The sequence below is a fragment of the Corallococcus sp. AB011P genome, from assembly GCF_003611605.1.
GTDB classification, from domain to species: domain Bacteria; phylum Myxococcota; class Myxococcia; order Myxococcales; family Myxococcaceae; genus Corallococcus; species Corallococcus coralloides.
Genome location: NZ_RAVX01000024.1, coordinates 57548 through 73614, shown reverse-complemented (window position 1 = coordinate 73614; position 16067 = coordinate 57548). Strand labels below are relative to the sequence as shown.

Genomic DNA, 16067 nt, shown 5'->3' with positions numbered 1-16067 from the left:
CCACTGAGAGAGGAATCAAACACTCATGAAAAAGACACTCTCCCTCGTGGCGATTCTGGCGGCCGGTACCAGCCAGGCCGCGGGCTTCCAGGTCGACACCCACAGCGCTCGCGCCACTGGCGCGGGCGGCGCGGCCACGGCATGGCTGGAGGACTCGTCCTCCATCTATTACAACGTGGCGAACATGGTCGGCGTGAAGACGCTGGACATCACGCTGGGCGACACGGGCATCCTCCCCAGCATCACGTTCCAGCGGCCGAACATGGAGGCGGAAGGGCAGCGCACCACGCTGTCTCCTCCCCCGCACCTGTTCATCGTCTACAAGCCGTTCGAGAAGGCGGCGTTCGGCGTGGGCGTGTTCACGCCGTACGGCGCGCGCAGCCGCTGGGAAGAGGGCTTCAGCGGCCGCTTCCGCGGCTACGAGTCCTCGCTGGCGACGTACTACATCAACCCGTCGTTCGCGTATGAGCTGCACCCGCGCTTCCGCTTCGGCGCGGGTCTGGACATCGCCCGGGCCACCATCGAGCTGACGCGCGGCCTGGACTTCGTGAACAGCGAGGGCTCCGTCCACCTGGGTGGCGCGGACTGGGGCTCCGGCTTCAACATTGGCGTGCAGGCCAAGTTGCTGGACAACCTGGACATGGGCCTCCACTACCGGAGCGCCATCGACATCGCGTTCCAGGGCCAGGCGGACTTCCAGAACATCCCGGTGGAGTTCCAGAGCCGGCTGACGGACCAGAAGGCGCACGCGGACGTCATCCTGCCGTCCACCGTGACGGCGGGCCTGGCGTACCGGCCGCTGAACAACCTGCTGCTGGCGTTCGACGCGAGCTGGGTGGACTGGTCCACGTTCTCTGAGCTGGCCATCCGCTTCGAGAACCCGTCCATCGACAACCCGATCCCCAAGCGCTGGCGTGCGAAGTGGAAGTACTCGCTGGGCGGTGAGTACGGCGTGTCGGACGCGCTCCAGGTGCGCCTGGGTCTCACGTACGACCCGTCCCCCAGCCCCGACAGCACGCTGACGCCGGACCTCCCGGACGCCAACCGCTTCAAGGTGTCCGCGGGCGTGGGCTACCAGTTCAAGCCGTTCCGCGCGGACCTGGGCTACCAGTTCGTCGCGCTGGCGGACAAGGAGAGCACGGCTCCGGGCATGCCCGGCACCTACTCCGGCAACGCGCACGTGCTGGGCCTGACGCTGGGCTTCAACCTGCAGTAACCGGCTGAACCGATTCCTGAAGTAGCGGGCGCCCGGCTCCTTCCGTTCATGGAAGGGCCGGGCGCTTTCGCTTACGGTGCCGGGCCGTGAGCCCTTCCAAGCCCGGCCGCAACGACCCGTGCCCGTGTGGCAGCGGGAAGAAGTACAAGGCCTGTCACGCCGCCGAGGACCGCGCGAAAGCCGCGCCGCCTCCCACCGCCCCCGCCCACCCGCTGAAGCAGGACCTGGAGGCGGCCATGTCGCTTCTGGGCGACGCGGACGTGTCCCGCCTGTCGCAGGCGCTGGAGCACCTGGGCGTGCTGCTACAGGCCGCGGGGCCCCAGCCGGGGCTGAGATACGACGACAAGGCCTTCAGCGACCACGTGGGCCAGGCGCTCGCGAAGCTGGCCGCGCAGGAAGGCCTGGACGCGATGGAGGCGCGCAACAGCCTGCGCGTGGGCGTGGTGCGGGAGCTGGGCACGCGCGGCTACCAGGAGAAGCTGGGCGCGGGGCTGCTCGCGCAGGCGGCGAAGGGTGGACGCACGCCGGAGGAGCGGCGCGCGCTGTGCGTGGGCGCGCTGCTGGCCACGGCGGCGAAGAAGACGGGCAAGGTGCGGCCGGAGGACAACCCCGTGCTGGACGTCGTCTTCGACGTGCAGTTCCGCGAGTGGAGCCAGAAGCACGCGGAGGTGGTGCGCAAGTACGAGTCCCTGGTCGCGCAGATGGAGCCAGAGGCCCTCACGCCCGAGGCCTCGGAGGCCCTGCGCAAGGCGGAGGCCGGCGAGCTGGACGCGCTGGTGAAGCACGTGCAGGCGGACCCCGCGCTGGTGGAGCGCATCTCGCGCGAGGCGAAGGAGCGCGCGCAGCGGGTGGAGGCGAAGCTGCGCGACCCGGCCACGCCGTCCGTCTTCTCCCCGGAAGAGGAGCTGTGGCTCACCGTCGCGCTGTGGGAACCGCTGCGCGCGATGAAGTCCCAGCCCAAGGAGCCGGAAGGAAGGCGGCAGGTCATCGCGGCGCTCTTGCGAGCCGTGAAGGGCGCCGTGGACGCGGACTTCCTCGAAGGGATGCTGGAGCGCATGCGCGACGGAGCGAAGGACCCGGCGGCGGACGAGCCCACACGAGAGTGGCTCACCGACGCGGCCATCGCCTTCGAGGCGGAGCCCGCGCGGCTGGTGCTGGCGGCGCTGCTCACCGCGCGGCAGGAGGCGAAGGGACGGAGCGCGGAGGAGATGGTGGCGCTCGCGGACCTGAAGGCCCTGCCCGCGTGGACGCCGGAGCAGTTGGAGCCCTACCGGCAACTGCTGGAGAAGGAGGGCCGCGCGGCCGGCGCCCAGCGGATCCGCCGCGCGCAGGACTGGCTGCGCGAGCACCCCGTGCAGCTGGACGCGGAGGCCTGACGCGCTTTCAGACGAAGAGCGCCTTCGCGGTCTGCTGGAGGCGCTCCGTGCCCATGCGCATGAGCTGGCCCTTGAGGCCGGGCTGGCTCACGACGTGCCGCTCGAAGGCGGCGCGCTCCAGGCGCAGCACCACGCACGGAGTCTTCGTGCGCACCGTCGCGGACACGGGCTTGTCCAACAGCAGGGAGATTTCGCCGAACACGTCGCCTTCGCGCAGCTCCGGCAGCAACACGATGCGGCCCGGCTGCTCCAGCGACAGCTGACACTGGCCGCGCAGCAGCAGGTAGAAGGCGTCGCCCGGCTGCCCTTGCGTGAGGAGCACCTGGCCCGCGGGCACGGCGCGCAGGTCGAACTCGCGCGACATCGCCTGCTTCAGCGCGGGCGACAGGTTGGTGAACAGGGGGCTGGTCCGCAGCAGGTTGTCCACCAGCCGGCGCTGGTAGAAGGCCTGCACGGCCGCGTCCACCTCCGGGTGCGCCGCGCTGACGCGGGCCAGGGAGGAGCGCTTGAACTCCAGCAGCACGGAGCGCTCACGCACCTCCACGCTGGCCAGCCTGGGCCCTTCGGATACCAGCGCCACCTCGCCGAAGAAGTCCCCCGGCCCCAGCGTGGCCACGACCTGCCGCGCGTTGCCCTCCACCCGGCGCGTCACCTCCGCGCGGCCCTCCACCAGCGCGAACATGGAGTCGCCCGGCTGCCCCTCCTCCACCACGCGCTGGCCCGGCCAGAAGGCGCGCACCTCCAGCGCCTCCACCAGCGCCACGAAGGCGTCGCGCCCCACGCCGGACAGGACGGGCACGCCCGCGTCCTTGCCGTCGGGCACCCAGGCGAAGGTGGGGGCCAGCGCGCCGGGCGGCAGGGCGAAGCGCTCCGCCAGGGCGCGCACCGTCTTGGGACGCGCGCCGCGCAGGCCTCGCGACAGCACCGTGGCGGCCACCGCGCGCAGCAGCCCTCCCGCGCGCATCCAGGCGAGCGCCGCGTCGTCGTAGGCGTGGGCGGCCTCCGGGGTGCGCTCCAGCCACTCGAGCAGCTCGGCGACGCGCTGGTGGACCTCCGCGTCCCCCGGCTCCGCGCGCAGGGCGTCCTGGTAGCCGGCCAGCGCCGCTTCGAGCTTCCCCTCGGCGGCGAGCGTCGCCGCCTGGGCCTTCAGGGACCGCGCGTGTGGGGAGTCCGCCATGCGGGCCTCTGTAACCCAGCCGCGCCGCGCACGCATCCGTTCGGCGGTCCCGACGGGGTGTCACCGAACACCACCCGCCGGGGTGTCCCTTGTCACACCCCGGATTTTCAGCTGCTCAGGTCCCGGACGCGCTCCGCCAGGCTCTGCGTGAAGAGGCGGTAGATGCGCAGGGCCGCGGCCTCGTGCGCCTCCAGGAAGTATTGGAAGTCCGTCCGCGTGACGCGCAGGGCGCGCACCACCGTGTGCGCGCGCACGTGCGCGGACACCGGGCCATCCAGGATGAGGGAGATTTCGCCCAGGAACGCGCCCGGCCCCAGCATGTTGAGCTGGCGCGCGTCCGGGCCCGGACCGGTGGACACGCTCACCATGCCCTCCAGCAGCACCACCAGCCCCATTCCCTTCGCGCCCTTCTCCAGCACCGTCGTGCCCGCCGGCACCAGCACGGGCCGCGCCAGGCGATAGAGGTCGCGCATGTCTTCCAAAGACAGACCATCGAAGATGGGAATGGCTTTCAGATAGCCATAGCCATCCACCACCGGCTGCGCCTTCTCCGCCGCGACCGAGCCCTCCGGCGCCGACGCGAGCCCCAGCTGCTGGAGCAGCCGCGCCTGCTCCGCCTGGAGCAGCAGCAGCCCCGCCCCCGACGCGTGCTTGATGCCGTCCGCCAGGAGCACCAGCGCGCGCCACGTCGCGCCCTCCGCGTCCAGCAGCTCACACATGCGCAGCACCGCCTCCGGCCGCTGCGAGTCATCCGCGGGCACCGCGCGCAGCATCTCCAGCTCCGCGTGCCCGTTGCCCAACACCCGGAACACCTGCGCCGCCTCCATGGGCCGGTGCATGCGGCCCAAGAGGTGCGCCAGCGACTCGCGCGCGCCCAGCGCCTGGTACAGCGACAGCGCCTGCTCCAGCGAGCCGGCCCGCTCGAAGGCCGCCGCCGCGCGGGCCTGCTCCCCCACCCTCAGCCACGCCTCCGCCGCCAGGAGCGGCGCTCCCGCCTGTTCGTACAGCGGCGCCGCGCCCCCGTCGTCTCCATCCGATTCCAACAGCCGCGCCGCGCCCGCGAAGTCGCGCGCCTGCCGCAGCACCTCCACCAGCCGGGTGCGCGTGTCGGCGGGCACCACCAGCGCCTCCTCCAGGACCCGCTCGCGCTGCGCCGCGCCCATCGCCTCGTAGGCACGCACCGCGTCCTCCACCGCGCCCTTCATCACCCGCGCCCACACGCCCCGCGTGACGCTGGAGCCAGGGCCCACGGCCACGTCACCCACGTTCGAATCGTCTGGAGTCACGGCCTTGTCGTCCCTCCCGGACACCCTGGCGGACAAAGGGGGTCCACGCCTGGGTCCGGGCTCCTGATTCCGTAGCATTCTGAAACAGGGAAAGCCAGCCAGCGCGGTGAAGAGCGGCAGGCCTTGGACACACTGTCCACCGCGTGAATCGGATGCGCAAAACCTGAGAGGTTGGGGTGGGCGCGAACCCTGCGCTTCAGGGTGGCTGTCTTGCGTGAGAGGGATTCCCCACCTTCAGGCATCCCTGCCCCAGGGACTCCTACCCAAGGTGTCTTCCCTCATGACGTCGCGCCCCGCTTCCTTCCGTTCTCTCAAGGTCCTGGAGTCGTCCCACTCGCGCCGCGCGCTGGACCTCTTCGCGCGAGGCGGCTGCCTGCTGATGCTCGCGTCCGGAGCCGCCCGCGCCAACGAGCCTGAGGCCCCCGAAGCGCCGGTGCAGGCCGAAACCCAGGTGCAGGCCGAGGCGCCGGCGCGAACCGGGGCGCCTGTGCAAGGGGACGCGGCCCCGGCGGATGACGCGGTGTGGGGCGAGGAGGCGCTGGCGCAGGCGGAGCTGCCGGCGTCGATGACGGACGCGGCGCGGACGCTGGAGGATTCGCCGGTGGTGGTGTGCTCGGGGTCGCTCCAGCAGGTCTACCGTCCCGGGCTCCTGCTCACCACGCCCCGGAACTCCGTGCAGCGCGAGTCGCTCCAGTTCAGCGGCTGCCCGGTCAACGACGGCGTGGTGATGACGGCCGTCGGAATGGAGACCCAGCACCTGAAGCGCGCGACCTGCATCGGCGGCACGGGCGGCGCGTCCACCGCCACGGTGACCTGGTCCAATGGGGAGAAGTCCTCCGTGAAACTGAACCGCGTGGAGGCTGTCGTGGACGGAGGGATGCAGGTCTTCACGTCCGAGGGGACCATCGGCTCCGGGCGTCACGCGAGCCACGGTGTGCGCATGGTCACCGCCGTGCCCACCCTCACCACGCTGGCGGCCTGCGTCCAGCCGTCGGGCCTCACGGCGAACGTGGGTGTCGCCACCCTCACCGTGCTGGACCTGCCCACCGTCCTGGACCTGCCCACCGGGGAGCGGTGACCGCGCGCCTGCTCCTCTGCTGAGCGGAGCACTTCCGGGCCGCACCCACCGCTATGCAGACGCGGGCCGGGCGTTATCGTGGGGGGCCATGAGGCCTGCCCCGGAGCGCCGGATGCGAACGCGACGAATCACGGGGGGTTGGAGGGGGGCGGCGGTGGCCGGACTCCTGGGCTCGGGCTCGGCGTGGGCGCACGCGGGCCTGCCGGAGACGTCCAACGTCACGCTGCGGCGCGGCCACTCCGAGGACTTCTTCGTGGGGGCCACGTTCGGCGCGGTCATCTCGCGCGACAGTGGGCGGACGTGGCGCTGGGTGTGTCCGGATGCCATGGGGTATGGCGGCTGGCGCCCGGAGTCCTTTGTCTGGCGCGAGACGGGGGAGCTGCTGGCGGCCACCGGCAACGCGCTGCTGTCCTCGAAGGACGGCGCGTGTTCGTGGGCGTCGCACCCGGCGTTCAAGGACACCTGGGTGACGGGGCTCGCGGCGCACCCCACGGATGACGCGGTGCTGTACGTGGCCACGGGCCGATCCACGTCGGCGACGAACGGGGTGTTCCGCTCGGACGACGGCGGGGAGACGTGGCGGCCGCTGGGGCTCCAGCGCGCGGGGGTCCTCTTCTCCGCGGTGCGTGTGTCCACCGCGGATCCGCGCGCGCTCTATGTGTCCGCGTCGGACACGACACGCATGTACCTGTTCCGCAGCGACGACGCGGGCGAGACGTGGGAGGAGTTGCCGCAGGCCTTCCCGGACCTGGTGCGCCCGTTCGACTTCGTGGTGACGGCGACGGACCCGGTGGCGCCGCTCGGCGTCTGGGCGCGAGTGTCCGCGCAGGGCTACACGCACATCCTGCACAGCACGGACGGCGGGCGCACCTTCACCGCGCGCACGGGCGCCGGCATCGACGACGTGTTCATCAACATGGACGTCTCCGCCGACGGCGGCACCACGTGGGTGTCCACGTACAACTCCTTCTTCCGCAGCCAGCAGGGCGGGGCCTTCTCCAAGCTGACGCTGCCCACCGGCAACGCGTGCGTGACGCGCGTGGGAGACGTCATCTACGGCTGCGGCTCGCCGTGGCTGCATGACTGGTCGCTGGCGCGCAGCACCGACGACGGCACCACGTGGGAGCCCCTCTTCAGCCTGGAGCAGATCCAAGGCAGCCATCAGTGCCCTGTGGGCACGCCCGTGCGGGAGCTGTGCCCGTCTCGCTGGCCCCAGGTCGCGGAGACGATTGGCGCGCCGCTCTACCCGGATGGCGTTCCAGACGCGGGCGTGCCGGATGCCGGCGTGCAGCCGGTGGAGGACGCGGGCACGCCTTCCGACCCGAAGCCGAAGCCGTCCTCCGGCTGCGCCGCCGCGCCCGCGGGCATGCTGCTTCCGCTGTTCCTGCTTCCCTTGCTTCCATCGACGCGCCGCGGCCGGCGGCGCGAGGCCCCATGACCATGAAGCTGAAGACGTCCCTGCGCTGGAGTACCGCCGCGGCCGCGCTGCTCGCCCTGAGCGCGTGCAATGGCGATGACGAGGAGCCCCAGGTCACCGAGTGCGAGGAGCCCCTGTACGCGGGCGGCGCCACGGACGAGGCATGGCGCACGCTGGTGGATGCGCGGAACCAGCCCCAGGACAGCTCGCGCGCGGTGACACTCACATCGCCCGAGTCCGAGCAGGCCTACTGGACGGACCAGTCCGCGCCGCTGTGGCAGTGGATGTCCCCACTGCGCGCGTCGCTGGAGCGCCCGAGCCGCACCTCGCCCCTCTTGGAGGGCCGCCCTCGCGAGTCGAAGCGCTCGGTGCTCGCGTGGCTGGGGAACTGGATACTGCCCACCGCCGAGGCCCACCTGCCGCCGTACACGGGCGACCTCTACTGGGTGAAGGTCCATGCCGCCGGGCGCGAGTGCCCCATCGCGCAGGTGTTGACGTCGGAGTTGCAGTGGCAACTGGATGACGGCTCCTGGCAGACGGTGAAGGACGCGGCGGGCAAGGCGCTGACGGTGCAGGTGGTGAGCGCGTACCTGGTGCAGAACCGCATCACGGAGGGGCCGTACTCGCTGGGGACTCCGGTGCCCTTCGCGATGGGGAGGAGCAAGTGAGGCGCGCGGTCTGGCTTTGCGCGCTGGCGCTGGGCGCGTGCCAGGAGAGCGCACCGCCGGAGCCGGGTACGGACGTGCCCGAGCTGACGTACGCGGATCCGAACCCGTGGACGCGGGGAGGGACGACGGTGCCTCCTCCGGGGCCGTCCGGGCGGCTGCTGGTGACGAACAGCCTGGATGACTCCGTGAGCCTGCTGGACATGGACGGGCTGGGGACGCCGGGCTGGGGCGAGCTGGCGCGCGTGCCGGTGGGGCTCCACCCGGTGGAGCTGGAGGGACCGCACCACACGGCGGTGTCGCCCGCTGGCGACTATTACTACGTGGGCATCTCCAACTACGTGCCTGGAGGCGGCTCGGGTCCTCATGGCGCGCATGGCACGGGGACCGCGGACGGCTACTGCCTGAAGCTGAGCGCGAAGGACAACCGGCTGGTGGCGTCCACGCGCGTGGACCGCAACCCGGGGGACGTCATCGTCAGCGCGGACGGGCGCACGCTGTACCAGACGCACTTCGACCTGCTGCGCATCGCGGACGTGGCGCGGAAGGGCGGGCCGGAGGAGGACATGGTCGCGCGCCTGGTCATCCTCGATGCGGAGACGATGACGGTGAAGGAGCGGGTGAAGGTGTGCCCCGCGCCGCACGCGGTGCGCCTGTCCGCGGATGAGCGCACGGCGTACGTGGCGTGCTGGTCGGACGAGGTCGCGGTGGTGGACCTGGCGGCGGCGGGCATGCCGGTGACACGCGTGAAGGTGGCGGCGGGCTCGGGCACGGCGGTGAATCCGCGCCATCAGCCGTACGCGCTCACGGTGTCGCCCACGACGGGGGACGTGTGGGTGAGCTCGCTCGCGAGCAAGCAGGTGCAGGTGCTGGAGCCCGGGACACGCACGATGAACCCGGAGCGCACGGTGTACCTGCGCGGCGCACCCATGTTCGGCGCGTTCACGCAGGACGGGCGCACACTCTACCTGCCCTATCAGCAGGAGGACGCGGTGGCGGTCATCGACGCGGCGACGTCCACGGTGCAGCGCACGGTGCAGCTGTCGCAGGCGGGCTGTCTCAACGTGCACCAGTTCATGCTGACGCCGGACGAGCGCCACGGATTGGCGGTCTGTGAAGGGGACCACATCGGCCCGGGCACGTTGCACGTCGTGGACCTGGCGGAGGGCACGGTGCTGTCCACGGTGAAGATGGGCATCTTCCCGGACTCGGTGAGCCTGCTGCGGGGGCAGCCATGAGGGGCCCGCGTGGAGGAGTGGCGGCGCTGCTCGTGGGGGTGTTGGCCGGGTGCGGTGGTGACACGGCGGGGCCCCAGGCCGCGGCGGACTATGGGAAAGCGCTGTTCCAGGACGCGTGGCTGTCGCCCAGCGAGTACAACAAGTTCTCGTGCGCGACGTGTCATGTGACGACGCCGGAGACGTCGGCGGGGCGCATCGACTCAGGGCACACGCTGTACAACGTGGCGGCGCGGCCGAGCTGGTGGGGCGGCAACGAGACGCAACTGCTGGACGCGGTGAACTTCTGCTACGTGAACTTCATGCGCGGGGTGACGAAGCTGGGGGCGGAGGAGCCGCGCTCCCGCGCGCTGTATGAGTACCTGTCGCGGATCAGCCCGGACGCGCAGGCACCGGCGCTGCCGTTCGCGGTGGTGAAGGACATCCAGGACGTGCCCCGGGGCGACGCCACGCGAGGCGAAGCGGTGTACCAGGCGGCGTGCCATCACTGCCACGGCGCGCCACACACAGGAGAGGGCCGGTTGACGGACTTCGCGTCGGTGCTGCCGGAGGTGACGCAGACCTACGACCAGGCCTTCCCAGGCATCCCGCACGCGCAGGTGGTCATCGAAAAGGTGCGGCACGGGCCGTTCTTCGGCGTGGGGGGCAACATGCCGCTCTACAGCACGGAGGCCCTGTCCGACGCGGACCTGGGCGCGCTGCTCACGTACCTGGGGCTGTAGCCGTGCGCTGAAGCCGTCTGACCGCTACACAGGCAAGGAGGGAGGCGCAGGGCATCCAGCCCCTGCCCATGCGCGCCCGGCCGCCGCACCTCAAGAGCATTCATGTCTTCGTCGGGTCCACAGGAGCACGGCCCTTCATCCGAAGAGCCCATGCCCACGAGGGGCCAGTCCCCTGCGTCCCTGGCCGAGCTGCTGAACACCGACCGCGAGGCGCTCCTGGAGGACTGGTGCGCCCGGGTGTCGCCCCTCTTCACCACCCTGCGCCTGTCACGCGAGCAGTTCGTCGACGCCCTGCCCGCCTTGCTCGATGAGCTCCACACCGCGCTCGTGGACGCGGAGGAGGACGCGGACGGCCTTCCCCCGCTCCACCACAGCGAGGCCGCTGGAGCCCACGGCCGCCTGCGCCTGCGCCTGGGCGCGGACGTGTCCCTGCTCACGCGCGAATACGCCCTCCTGCGCGACTGCATCCTGGCCCGGGCCGAGCGCGCCAACGTGGACGTGCCGCTGCATCAACTGCGCGTGCTCAGCGCCTGTATCGACAACGCGCTCGCCCAGGCCGTCATCCCGTTCGCGTTCGACAGCGCCGAGCGCCGCCACGCCGAGGTCGAGGATCGCGAGCGCTTCTTCCAACTGTCCCCGGACATGTTCAGCGTCGCGGGCATGGACGGGTACTTCAAGCGCGTGAACGCGTACTTCGTCCACGTGCTCGGGTGGAGCGAGGCGGAGCTCTACCAGCGCCCCTTCATGGAACTGGTCCACCCCGACGACCAGGCCTCCACCCGCGCGGAGATGCGCAAGCTGGCCCAGGGCATCCCCACCCTGCGCTTCCAGAACCGCGTCCGCACCCGCGACGGCCGCTACCGCTGGCTCGCGTGGGCTTCGCGCCCCGTGCCCGAGCTGGGCCTCATCTACGCCGCCGCGCGCGACATCACCGAACAGAAGACCGTGGCCCAGGAACGCGAACAACTGCTGGAGGCCGTGCGCGACAGCGAGGCCCGCTTCCGCAACATGGCGGACCACGCCCCCGTCATGCTCTGGGTGACGGATGCGCAGGGCTCCACGACGTACATGAACCGGGGCTGGTACGCCTTCACCGGCCAGACCGAGGCCACGGGCCTGGGCCTGGGTTGGTTCGACGCCCTCCACCCCGATGACCTGGAGCGCACGCGGCGGACCTTCACGGACTCCAACGCCGCCCGCCGGCCCTTCCGCCTGGACTACCGGCTGCGCGGCACGGACGGACACTACCGGTGGGCCGTGGACACCGGCTCGCCCCGCTTCGACGCGGACGGGAACTTCCTGGGCTACATCGGCAGCGTCATCGACATCTCCGACCGCAAGCAGGCGGAGGTCGAACGTGAAGCCCTGCTCGCCCGCGAGAGCGCCGCGCGCCACGAGGCGGAAGAAGCCAATCAGCTCAAGGACGAGTTCCTCGCCACCATCAGCCACGAGCTGCGCACGCCCCTCACGGCCATCCTCGGCTGGGTGCAGCTGCTGCGCACCGGCAACCTGCGAGAGTCCCGCCAGGAGCGCGCGCTGGAGACCATCGAGCGCAACGCGCGCGCGCAGGGACAGCTCATCGAGGACCTGCTCGACGTCAGCCGCATCGTGTCCGGCAAGCTCAAGCTGGACGTGGCGCCCGTGGACCTGTCCGCGGTGGTGCAGCAGGCGCTGGAGTCCGTGCGGCCCGCGGCGGACGCGCGCCACATCGAGGTGCGGGCCACGGTGGACACCTCCAGCTGCGTGATGGGCGACCCGCACCGGCTCCAGCAGGTGGCGTGGAACCTGCTGTCCAACGCGGTGAAGTTCACGCCCAAGGGCGGCCACGTGCGGCTGGTGGTGTGCCGGCGCGACTCCATCGTGGAGCTCACCGTGGAGGACACCGGCCAGGGCATCTCCGAGGCCTTCCTCCCCCACGTCTTCGAGCGCTTCCGCCAGGCCGACAGCGGCAGCACGCGCAAGACGGGCGGGCTGGGACTGGGGCTGTCCATCGTGCGCCACATCGTGGAGATGCACGGCGGCACCGTCTCCGCCGCCAGCGACGGCGCGGGCCGGGGCGCCACCTTCACCGTGCGGCTGCCCCTGTCCGTCACGCAGTGGCGCGACCCCGCCATGCCGCCGTCGCCGAAACCTCCCGTGGCGGAGCGGATGCCCACGCCCCCGCCGGAGCTGGGCGGCGTGCGCGTGCTCGTGGTGGATGACGAGGAGGACGCGCGCGAGCTCCTGCGCACACTCCTGGAGGACAGCGGCGCCCACGTGGTGACCGCGGGCTCCGCGATGGAGGGGCTCCAGGTGCTCCAGGCGGAGCATCCGGACGTGCTCGTCTCCGACATCGGCATGCCGGTCACGGACGGCTACGGCTTCATCGAGCGCGTGCGCGCGCTGTCCGCAGAGAAGGGAGGCCACACCCCGGCGGTGGCCATCACCGCCTACGCCCGCTCGGAGGACCGCACCCGCGTGCTGCGCGCCGGCTTCCAGAGCCACGTGCCCAAGCCGGTGGAGCCCGGGGAGCTGCTCGCCGTCATCGCCTCGCTCGCGGACCGGTACCCCGCGCTTCCGAAGGCGTGACGGCCCCCGGCCCGGGTGGAACGCCTGACACGCCCGGGCCCCGGCGAGGCCTCCGACGCCGGTGGAGGCCCGGCCTTCCGGCCACTGGACGCGCGCGGCGCTCGAGGCCGAGCAGCCCACGGCCCACGTAGGACGCCGGACACGGCGCCACGCATCCTCCTGGCCAGCGGGCGGGGACAGGGCTTACCTTTCCCACAATGCGTCCGCCGCCCGGACAACTGGCGATGTTCGACGCCCCGGCGCCCGGGCGTGAGCCGGCGCGCTCGCGGCTGCCCTCGCGCGAGGACGCGCTGCCCCGGGCCGCGGACCTGGCCCGGCGCGTGTCCGCCCTGCTGGGCCAGCCCGTGCACCTGCGCCTGACGGACAACCGCGCCACCCTGGTGAGCTACCGCCGCCTCCCCGAAGGCGTGCGCCTGCGCCTGCACCACCTCTTCCTGGACGCGCCCGACACCGTGGTGCGCGCCCTGGCCCTCTACGTGTCCGGCGACACCGCCGCCCGCGAGGTGCTGGAGGCCTTCAGCCACGCCCACCACGACCAGGTGCGGCGGGAGCGCGGGCCCGGCGCCCCGCTGCGCACGCGCGGCCGCTGCTTCGACCTCAAGGCCGTCCACGCCCGGCTGGACGCGGCGTACTTCGACGGGCGCGTGCACGCCGTGGAGGTGGGCTGGGCCCGCCGTCCCGCGCGCCGCACCCGACGCACCATCCACCTGGGCGGCTACGACGCACGCCTGCGCGAGGTGCGCGTCCACCCCGCGCTGGACCGCCCCACCGTGCCCGCCTTCGTCGTGGACTTCATCGTCTTCCACGCCCTGCTGCACGCGGACCTCGCCGCCACCCATGCCGGCCAGGACGCCGGCCCCGACACCCACGACACCCCCGACGACGCCGGCCGCTGCGCCGCGGACCACACCCCTGACTTCCTCGCGCGCGAGGCCGCCTTCCCCCTGCGCGAAGCCGCCTGGCGCTGGCTCCTGGAAAACCTGTCGTCGCTGCGGCGCGGGTGACCACCCGTCCCACCCGCTGCCATGTTTCAGACATGTCACGGCCGCCGTGACATGCCCTCCCCCCCACCCCGAAGGGAGTGGCCTGCGGGGGGCTCACACTGCATGCTGTCCCCTCGATGCGCTTTTTCAGCGTGGAAGAGGCCAGCCGGCTGGTGCCGTTGCTGACGAAGACCTTCGGGCGCGTGCGCCCCTGGGTGGAGCGCGTGCAGAAGCTGGCGGAGGTGCTGGACGGCCCGGAGGCCCCACCCGACACCGTCGAGGTGCGCTCCTTCCGCGAGGAGCGCGACGAGCTCCTTGAGCGCATCCGCGGTGAGCTGGGCCCGCTCCAGGAGATGGGCCTGGAGATAAAAGGCGCGGACGGCCTGGTGGACTTCCACGCGCGGCGCGGCGAGGAGCCCGTGTATCTCTGCTGGCGCTACGGCGAGAACGCCGTGGCGCACTGGCATGACCTGAAGGCCGGCTTCTCCGGACGCCGCCCCATCGACAGCCCGGACGACTTCGAGCCCACCTACCTCAGCTGAAGCGCCCGCTCACTTCGACAGGCTCTGGTGCAACAGGCCCAGCTTGTTGCGCGCGGAGAGCAGCTGCTGACGCAGCGACTCCGCCTGCCGGCCGATGTCGGTGAACTTCGCCTCCTCCGCCGCGCGCGTCAGCGTGGCCGCATCGTCCGCCACCTCCGCCATGCGCGCCTGGAGCGCGGTGAAGACCTCCGTGAGCCGCGCGTCCTCCTCCGCCGTGCGCGTGGCCTGCTGGCGCAGCGCCGCGAACTCCTGCATGCGCCCGTTGAGGTCCGCCGCGCTCTGCCCCAGCGCCCCGTAGCGCGTGAGCAGCTCCTTGAACACCTCCGTGCGCTGCTGCAGCTCCTGCGCGCACACGTTGACCGCGTCCGCCTGCGTCTGCTGCCGGTTGCGCACCCCGGTGATGGCCTGCACCAACGCGCCCACGCGCATCCGAAGCGCGTCGTCCAGGTCCGCCAGGTCCTTGAGCGTCTTCGACGCGCGCTCCAGGTGCTTCTCCGACGTCAGGGGCGCCTCCTTCAGCTGCTCCGCCAGCGCTTCGAAGCGCAGCAGTTCGGCGTCGAGCGCCTGGGCGGCGGAGACCAGTTCGGAGGGCGGGGGCGTGTCACGCTTGCTCATGGGCCCGGGAGGATGCCACGCCGCCTGTCCCTCCCTTCAGGTCGCCTGCCTGCCTCGGGAGCCTGTGCTCGGGGGAGGACACTGCGTCTTCCAGGCCTCGCCAATGGACAGGGGCGTCTCCAGTTTTCCGTGACACGTCGCGTCCGGAGGTCTGAAGCCATGCCCGTGGATTTCTCCATCACCGTGCTCGTCACTGGCGCCACCGGCCAGCAGGGCGGTGCCGTCCTCCGCAAGCTCGCCGACCGGGGGCACCACGTGGTGGCGCTGGTGCGGGACGCGGACGCCCCGGCCGCCCGCGCCCTGCGCAGGCCCGGCGTCACCCTGGCCCAGGGCGACTTCGACGACCCCGTCTCCCTGGAGAGCGCCATGCACGGCGTGGACGCCGTCTACGCCATGGCCACGCCCTTCGGCGCGGGCGGCGTGGACGCGGAGGTCCAGCACGGCAAGAACCTGGCGGACGCGGCGAAGCGCGCCAACGTGCGGCACTTCGTGTACTCGTCCGTGGCGGGCGCGTCGGAGCTCACCGGCATCCCGCACTTCGACAGCAAGCACGCCGTGGAGCTGTACCTGCGGCGGCGGGACATGCCCTTCACCATCCTGGGCCCCACCTTCTTCATGGAGAACCTCCTCCACCCGCCCACGCGCGACATGCTGGCGGAGGGGAAGCTGGCCCTGGGGCTGCCCGCGACGCGCGGCCTCCAGATGGTCGCGGTGGAGGACCTGGCCGGCTTCGCGCTGCACGTGCTGGGAGACCCGGAGCGCTTCATCGGCGAGCGCATCGAGGTCGCCTCCGACGAGGTGACGGGCCAGCAGGCCGCCGCGCTGCTCTCCATGGTGAGCGGCCACCGCATCCACTTCGAACAGATTCCCCTGGTTCAGCTCCAACAGCAGAGCGAGGACCTGGCGGCCATGTTCGAGTGGCTCGACCGCGTGGGCTACCACGCGGACATCCTCACCCTGCGCAACAGCTACCTGCGCGTGAGCTGGCAGCCCTTCGAGACCTGGGCGCGCCATCAGGACTGGGACTTCGTCAACGCGCCCTCCTGGCCCGCCACCGCCGCCGAACCGGTGACGCCCCAGCCCTGAGAGACTCGGGGGTGAAGAGCCCTGTCCCGCCCGCCCGCTGCCCGGGTTGGAGCACGAGGCATGTCATCCCCTGAACGCCGCACGCCCTACCTTGAAGTGCG

At 71.8% G+C, this 16067-nt stretch carries 14 protein-coding genes; 11 read left to right on the top strand and 3 right to left on the bottom strand.

The window, feature by feature from the left end; genetic code table 11:
- Nucleotides 1-25 precede the first annotated feature (25 nt).
- Together D7X30_RS36105 and D7X30_RS36100 are read left to right on the top strand one after the other, a co-directional pair.
- Nucleotides 26-1216 (top strand): OmpP1/FadL family transporter, encoded by a 1191-nt coding sequence (locus D7X30_RS36105; protein ID WP_120567517.1) that lies wholly within the window; start codon nucleotides 26-28, stop codon nucleotides 1214-1216.
- A gap of 86 nt (nucleotides 1217-1302) precedes the next feature.
- On the top strand, nucleotides 1303-2592 hold the full coding sequence (locus D7X30_RS36100; protein ID WP_120567516.1) for a YecA family protein: 1290 nt from the start codon (nucleotides 1303-1305) through the stop codon (nucleotides 2590-2592).
- Between the two features lie 7 nt (nucleotides 2593-2599).
- Here D7X30_RS36100 and D7X30_RS36095 read toward each other — a convergent pair whose 3' ends face one another.
- Both D7X30_RS36095 and D7X30_RS36090 read right to left on the bottom strand, forming a co-directional pair.
- A complete protein-coding gene (locus D7X30_RS36095) occupies nucleotides 2600-3769 on the bottom strand; it encodes a cyclic nucleotide-binding domain-containing protein (protein ID WP_120567515.1) in 1170 nt (389 codons plus the stop codon).
- A 107-nt stretch (nucleotides 3770-3876) separates the two neighbouring features.
- On the bottom strand, nucleotides 3877-5091 hold the full coding sequence (locus tag D7X30_RS36090) for a cyclic nucleotide-binding domain-containing protein (protein WP_120567514.1): 1215 nt from the start codon (nucleotides 5089-5091) through the stop codon (nucleotides 3877-3879).
- A gap of 244 nt (nucleotides 5092-5335) precedes the next feature.
- Here D7X30_RS36090 and D7X30_RS36085 point away from each other — a divergent pair, with 244 nt between their 5' ends.
- The 8 genes from D7X30_RS36085 to D7X30_RS36050 all read left to right on the top strand — a co-directional run bounded on the left by D7X30_RS36085 (nucleotide 5336) and on the right by D7X30_RS36050 (nucleotide 14265).
- Nucleotides 5336-6133 (top strand): hypothetical protein, encoded by a 798-nt coding sequence (locus D7X30_RS36085; RefSeq protein WP_120567513.1) that lies wholly within the window; start codon nucleotides 5336-5338, stop codon nucleotides 6131-6133.
- Between the two features lie 154 nt (nucleotides 6134-6287).
- Nucleotides 6288-7571 carry a WD40/YVTN/BNR-like repeat-containing protein gene (locus D7X30_RS36080; protein ID WP_370051986.1) on the top strand — a complete coding sequence of 428 codons (1284 nt, stop codon included), beginning with the start codon at nucleotides 6288-6290 and terminating at the stop codon, nucleotides 7569-7571.
- Complete coding sequence (locus D7X30_RS36075; RefSeq protein ID WP_370051984.1) at nucleotides 7568-8218, top strand: hypothetical protein; 651 nt, start codon at nucleotides 7568-7570, stop codon at nucleotides 8216-8218. The genes D7X30_RS36080 and D7X30_RS36075 overlap by 4 nt, the downstream gene beginning before the upstream one ends.
- The gene (locus tag D7X30_RS36070; RefSeq protein ID WP_120567511.1) at nucleotides 8215-9453 is read left to right on the top strand and encodes a YncE family protein; all 1239 of its coding nucleotides are present in this window, start codon (nucleotides 8215-8217) and stop codon (nucleotides 9451-9453) included. The genes D7X30_RS36075 and D7X30_RS36070 overlap by 4 nt, the downstream gene beginning before the upstream one ends.
- Entirely contained in the window at nucleotides 9450-10172 is a 723-nt protein-coding gene (locus tag D7X30_RS36065) for a c-type cytochrome (protein ID WP_120567510.1), read from the top strand. The genes D7X30_RS36070 and D7X30_RS36065 overlap by 4 nt, the downstream gene beginning before the upstream one ends.
- Before the next feature lie 150 nt (nucleotides 10173-10322).
- Complete coding sequence (locus D7X30_RS36060; RefSeq protein WP_158619450.1) at nucleotides 10323-12740, top strand: PAS domain S-box protein; 2418 nt, start codon at nucleotides 10323-10325, stop codon at nucleotides 12738-12740.
- A 224-nt stretch (nucleotides 12741-12964) separates the two neighbouring features.
- Nucleotides 12965-13744, top strand: coding sequence for a hypothetical protein (locus D7X30_RS36055; RefSeq protein WP_120567508.1), 780 nt, complete (start codon nucleotides 12965-12967; stop codon nucleotides 13742-13744).
- 116 nt (nucleotides 13745-13860) lie between these two features.
- Nucleotides 13861-14265, top strand: a complete 405-nt coding sequence (locus D7X30_RS36050; RefSeq protein WP_120567507.1) for a DUF2203 domain-containing protein — start codon at nucleotides 13861-13863, stop codon at nucleotides 14263-14265.
- Nucleotides 14266-14274: 9 nt separating this feature from the next.
- Here the strand turns inward: D7X30_RS36050 and D7X30_RS36045 are convergent, their stop codons facing one another.
- Complete coding sequence (locus tag D7X30_RS36045) at nucleotides 14275-14880, bottom strand: hypothetical protein (protein ID WP_120567506.1); 606 nt, start codon at nucleotides 14878-14880, stop codon at nucleotides 14275-14277.
- A 159-nt stretch (nucleotides 14881-15039) separates the two neighbouring features.
- Here D7X30_RS36045 and D7X30_RS36040 point away from each other — a divergent pair, with 159 nt between their 5' ends.
- Entirely contained in the window at nucleotides 15040-15966 is a 927-nt protein-coding gene (locus D7X30_RS36040) for an NmrA/HSCARG family protein (RefSeq protein WP_199724644.1), read from the top strand.
- The last annotated feature ends 101 nt before the right edge of the window (nucleotides 15967-16067 follow it).

Coding starts and splice junctions, on each gene's coding strand:
- D7X30_RS36045 (WP_120567506.1), bottom strand. CDS start 14,880: ATGAGCAAGCGTGACACGCCCCCGCCCTCCGAACTGGTCTCCGCCGCC.
- D7X30_RS36050 (WP_120567507.1), top strand. CDS start 13,861: ATGCGCTTTTTCAGCGTGGAAGAGGCCAGCCGGCTGGTGCCGTTGCTG.
- D7X30_RS36085 (WP_120567513.1), top strand. CDS start 5,336: ATGACGTCGCGCCCCGCTTCCTTCCGTTCTCTCAAGGTCCTGGAGTCG.
- D7X30_RS36055 (WP_120567508.1), top strand. CDS start 12,965: ATGTTCGACGCCCCGGCGCCCGGGCGTGAGCCGGCGCGCTCGCGGCTG.
- D7X30_RS36060 (WP_158619450.1), top strand. CDS start 10,323: ATGCCCACGAGGGGCCAGTCCCCTGCGTCCCTGGCCGAGCTGCTGAAC.
- D7X30_RS36065 (WP_120567510.1), top strand. CDS start 9,450: ATGAGGGGCCCGCGTGGAGGAGTGGCGGCGCTGCTCGTGGGGGTGTTG.
- D7X30_RS36095 (WP_120567515.1), bottom strand. CDS start 3,769: ATGGCGGACTCCCCACACGCGCGGTCCCTGAAGGCCCAGGCGGCGACG.
- D7X30_RS36075 (WP_370051984.1), top strand. CDS start 7,568: ATGACCATGAAGCTGAAGACGTCCCTGCGCTGGAGTACCGCCGCGGCC.
- D7X30_RS36105 (WP_120567517.1), top strand. CDS start 26: ATGAAAAAGACACTCTCCCTCGTGGCGATTCTGGCGGCCGGTACCAGC.
- D7X30_RS36040 (WP_199724644.1), top strand. CDS start 15,040: ATGCCCGTGGATTTCTCCATCACCGTGCTCGTCACTGGCGCCACCGGC.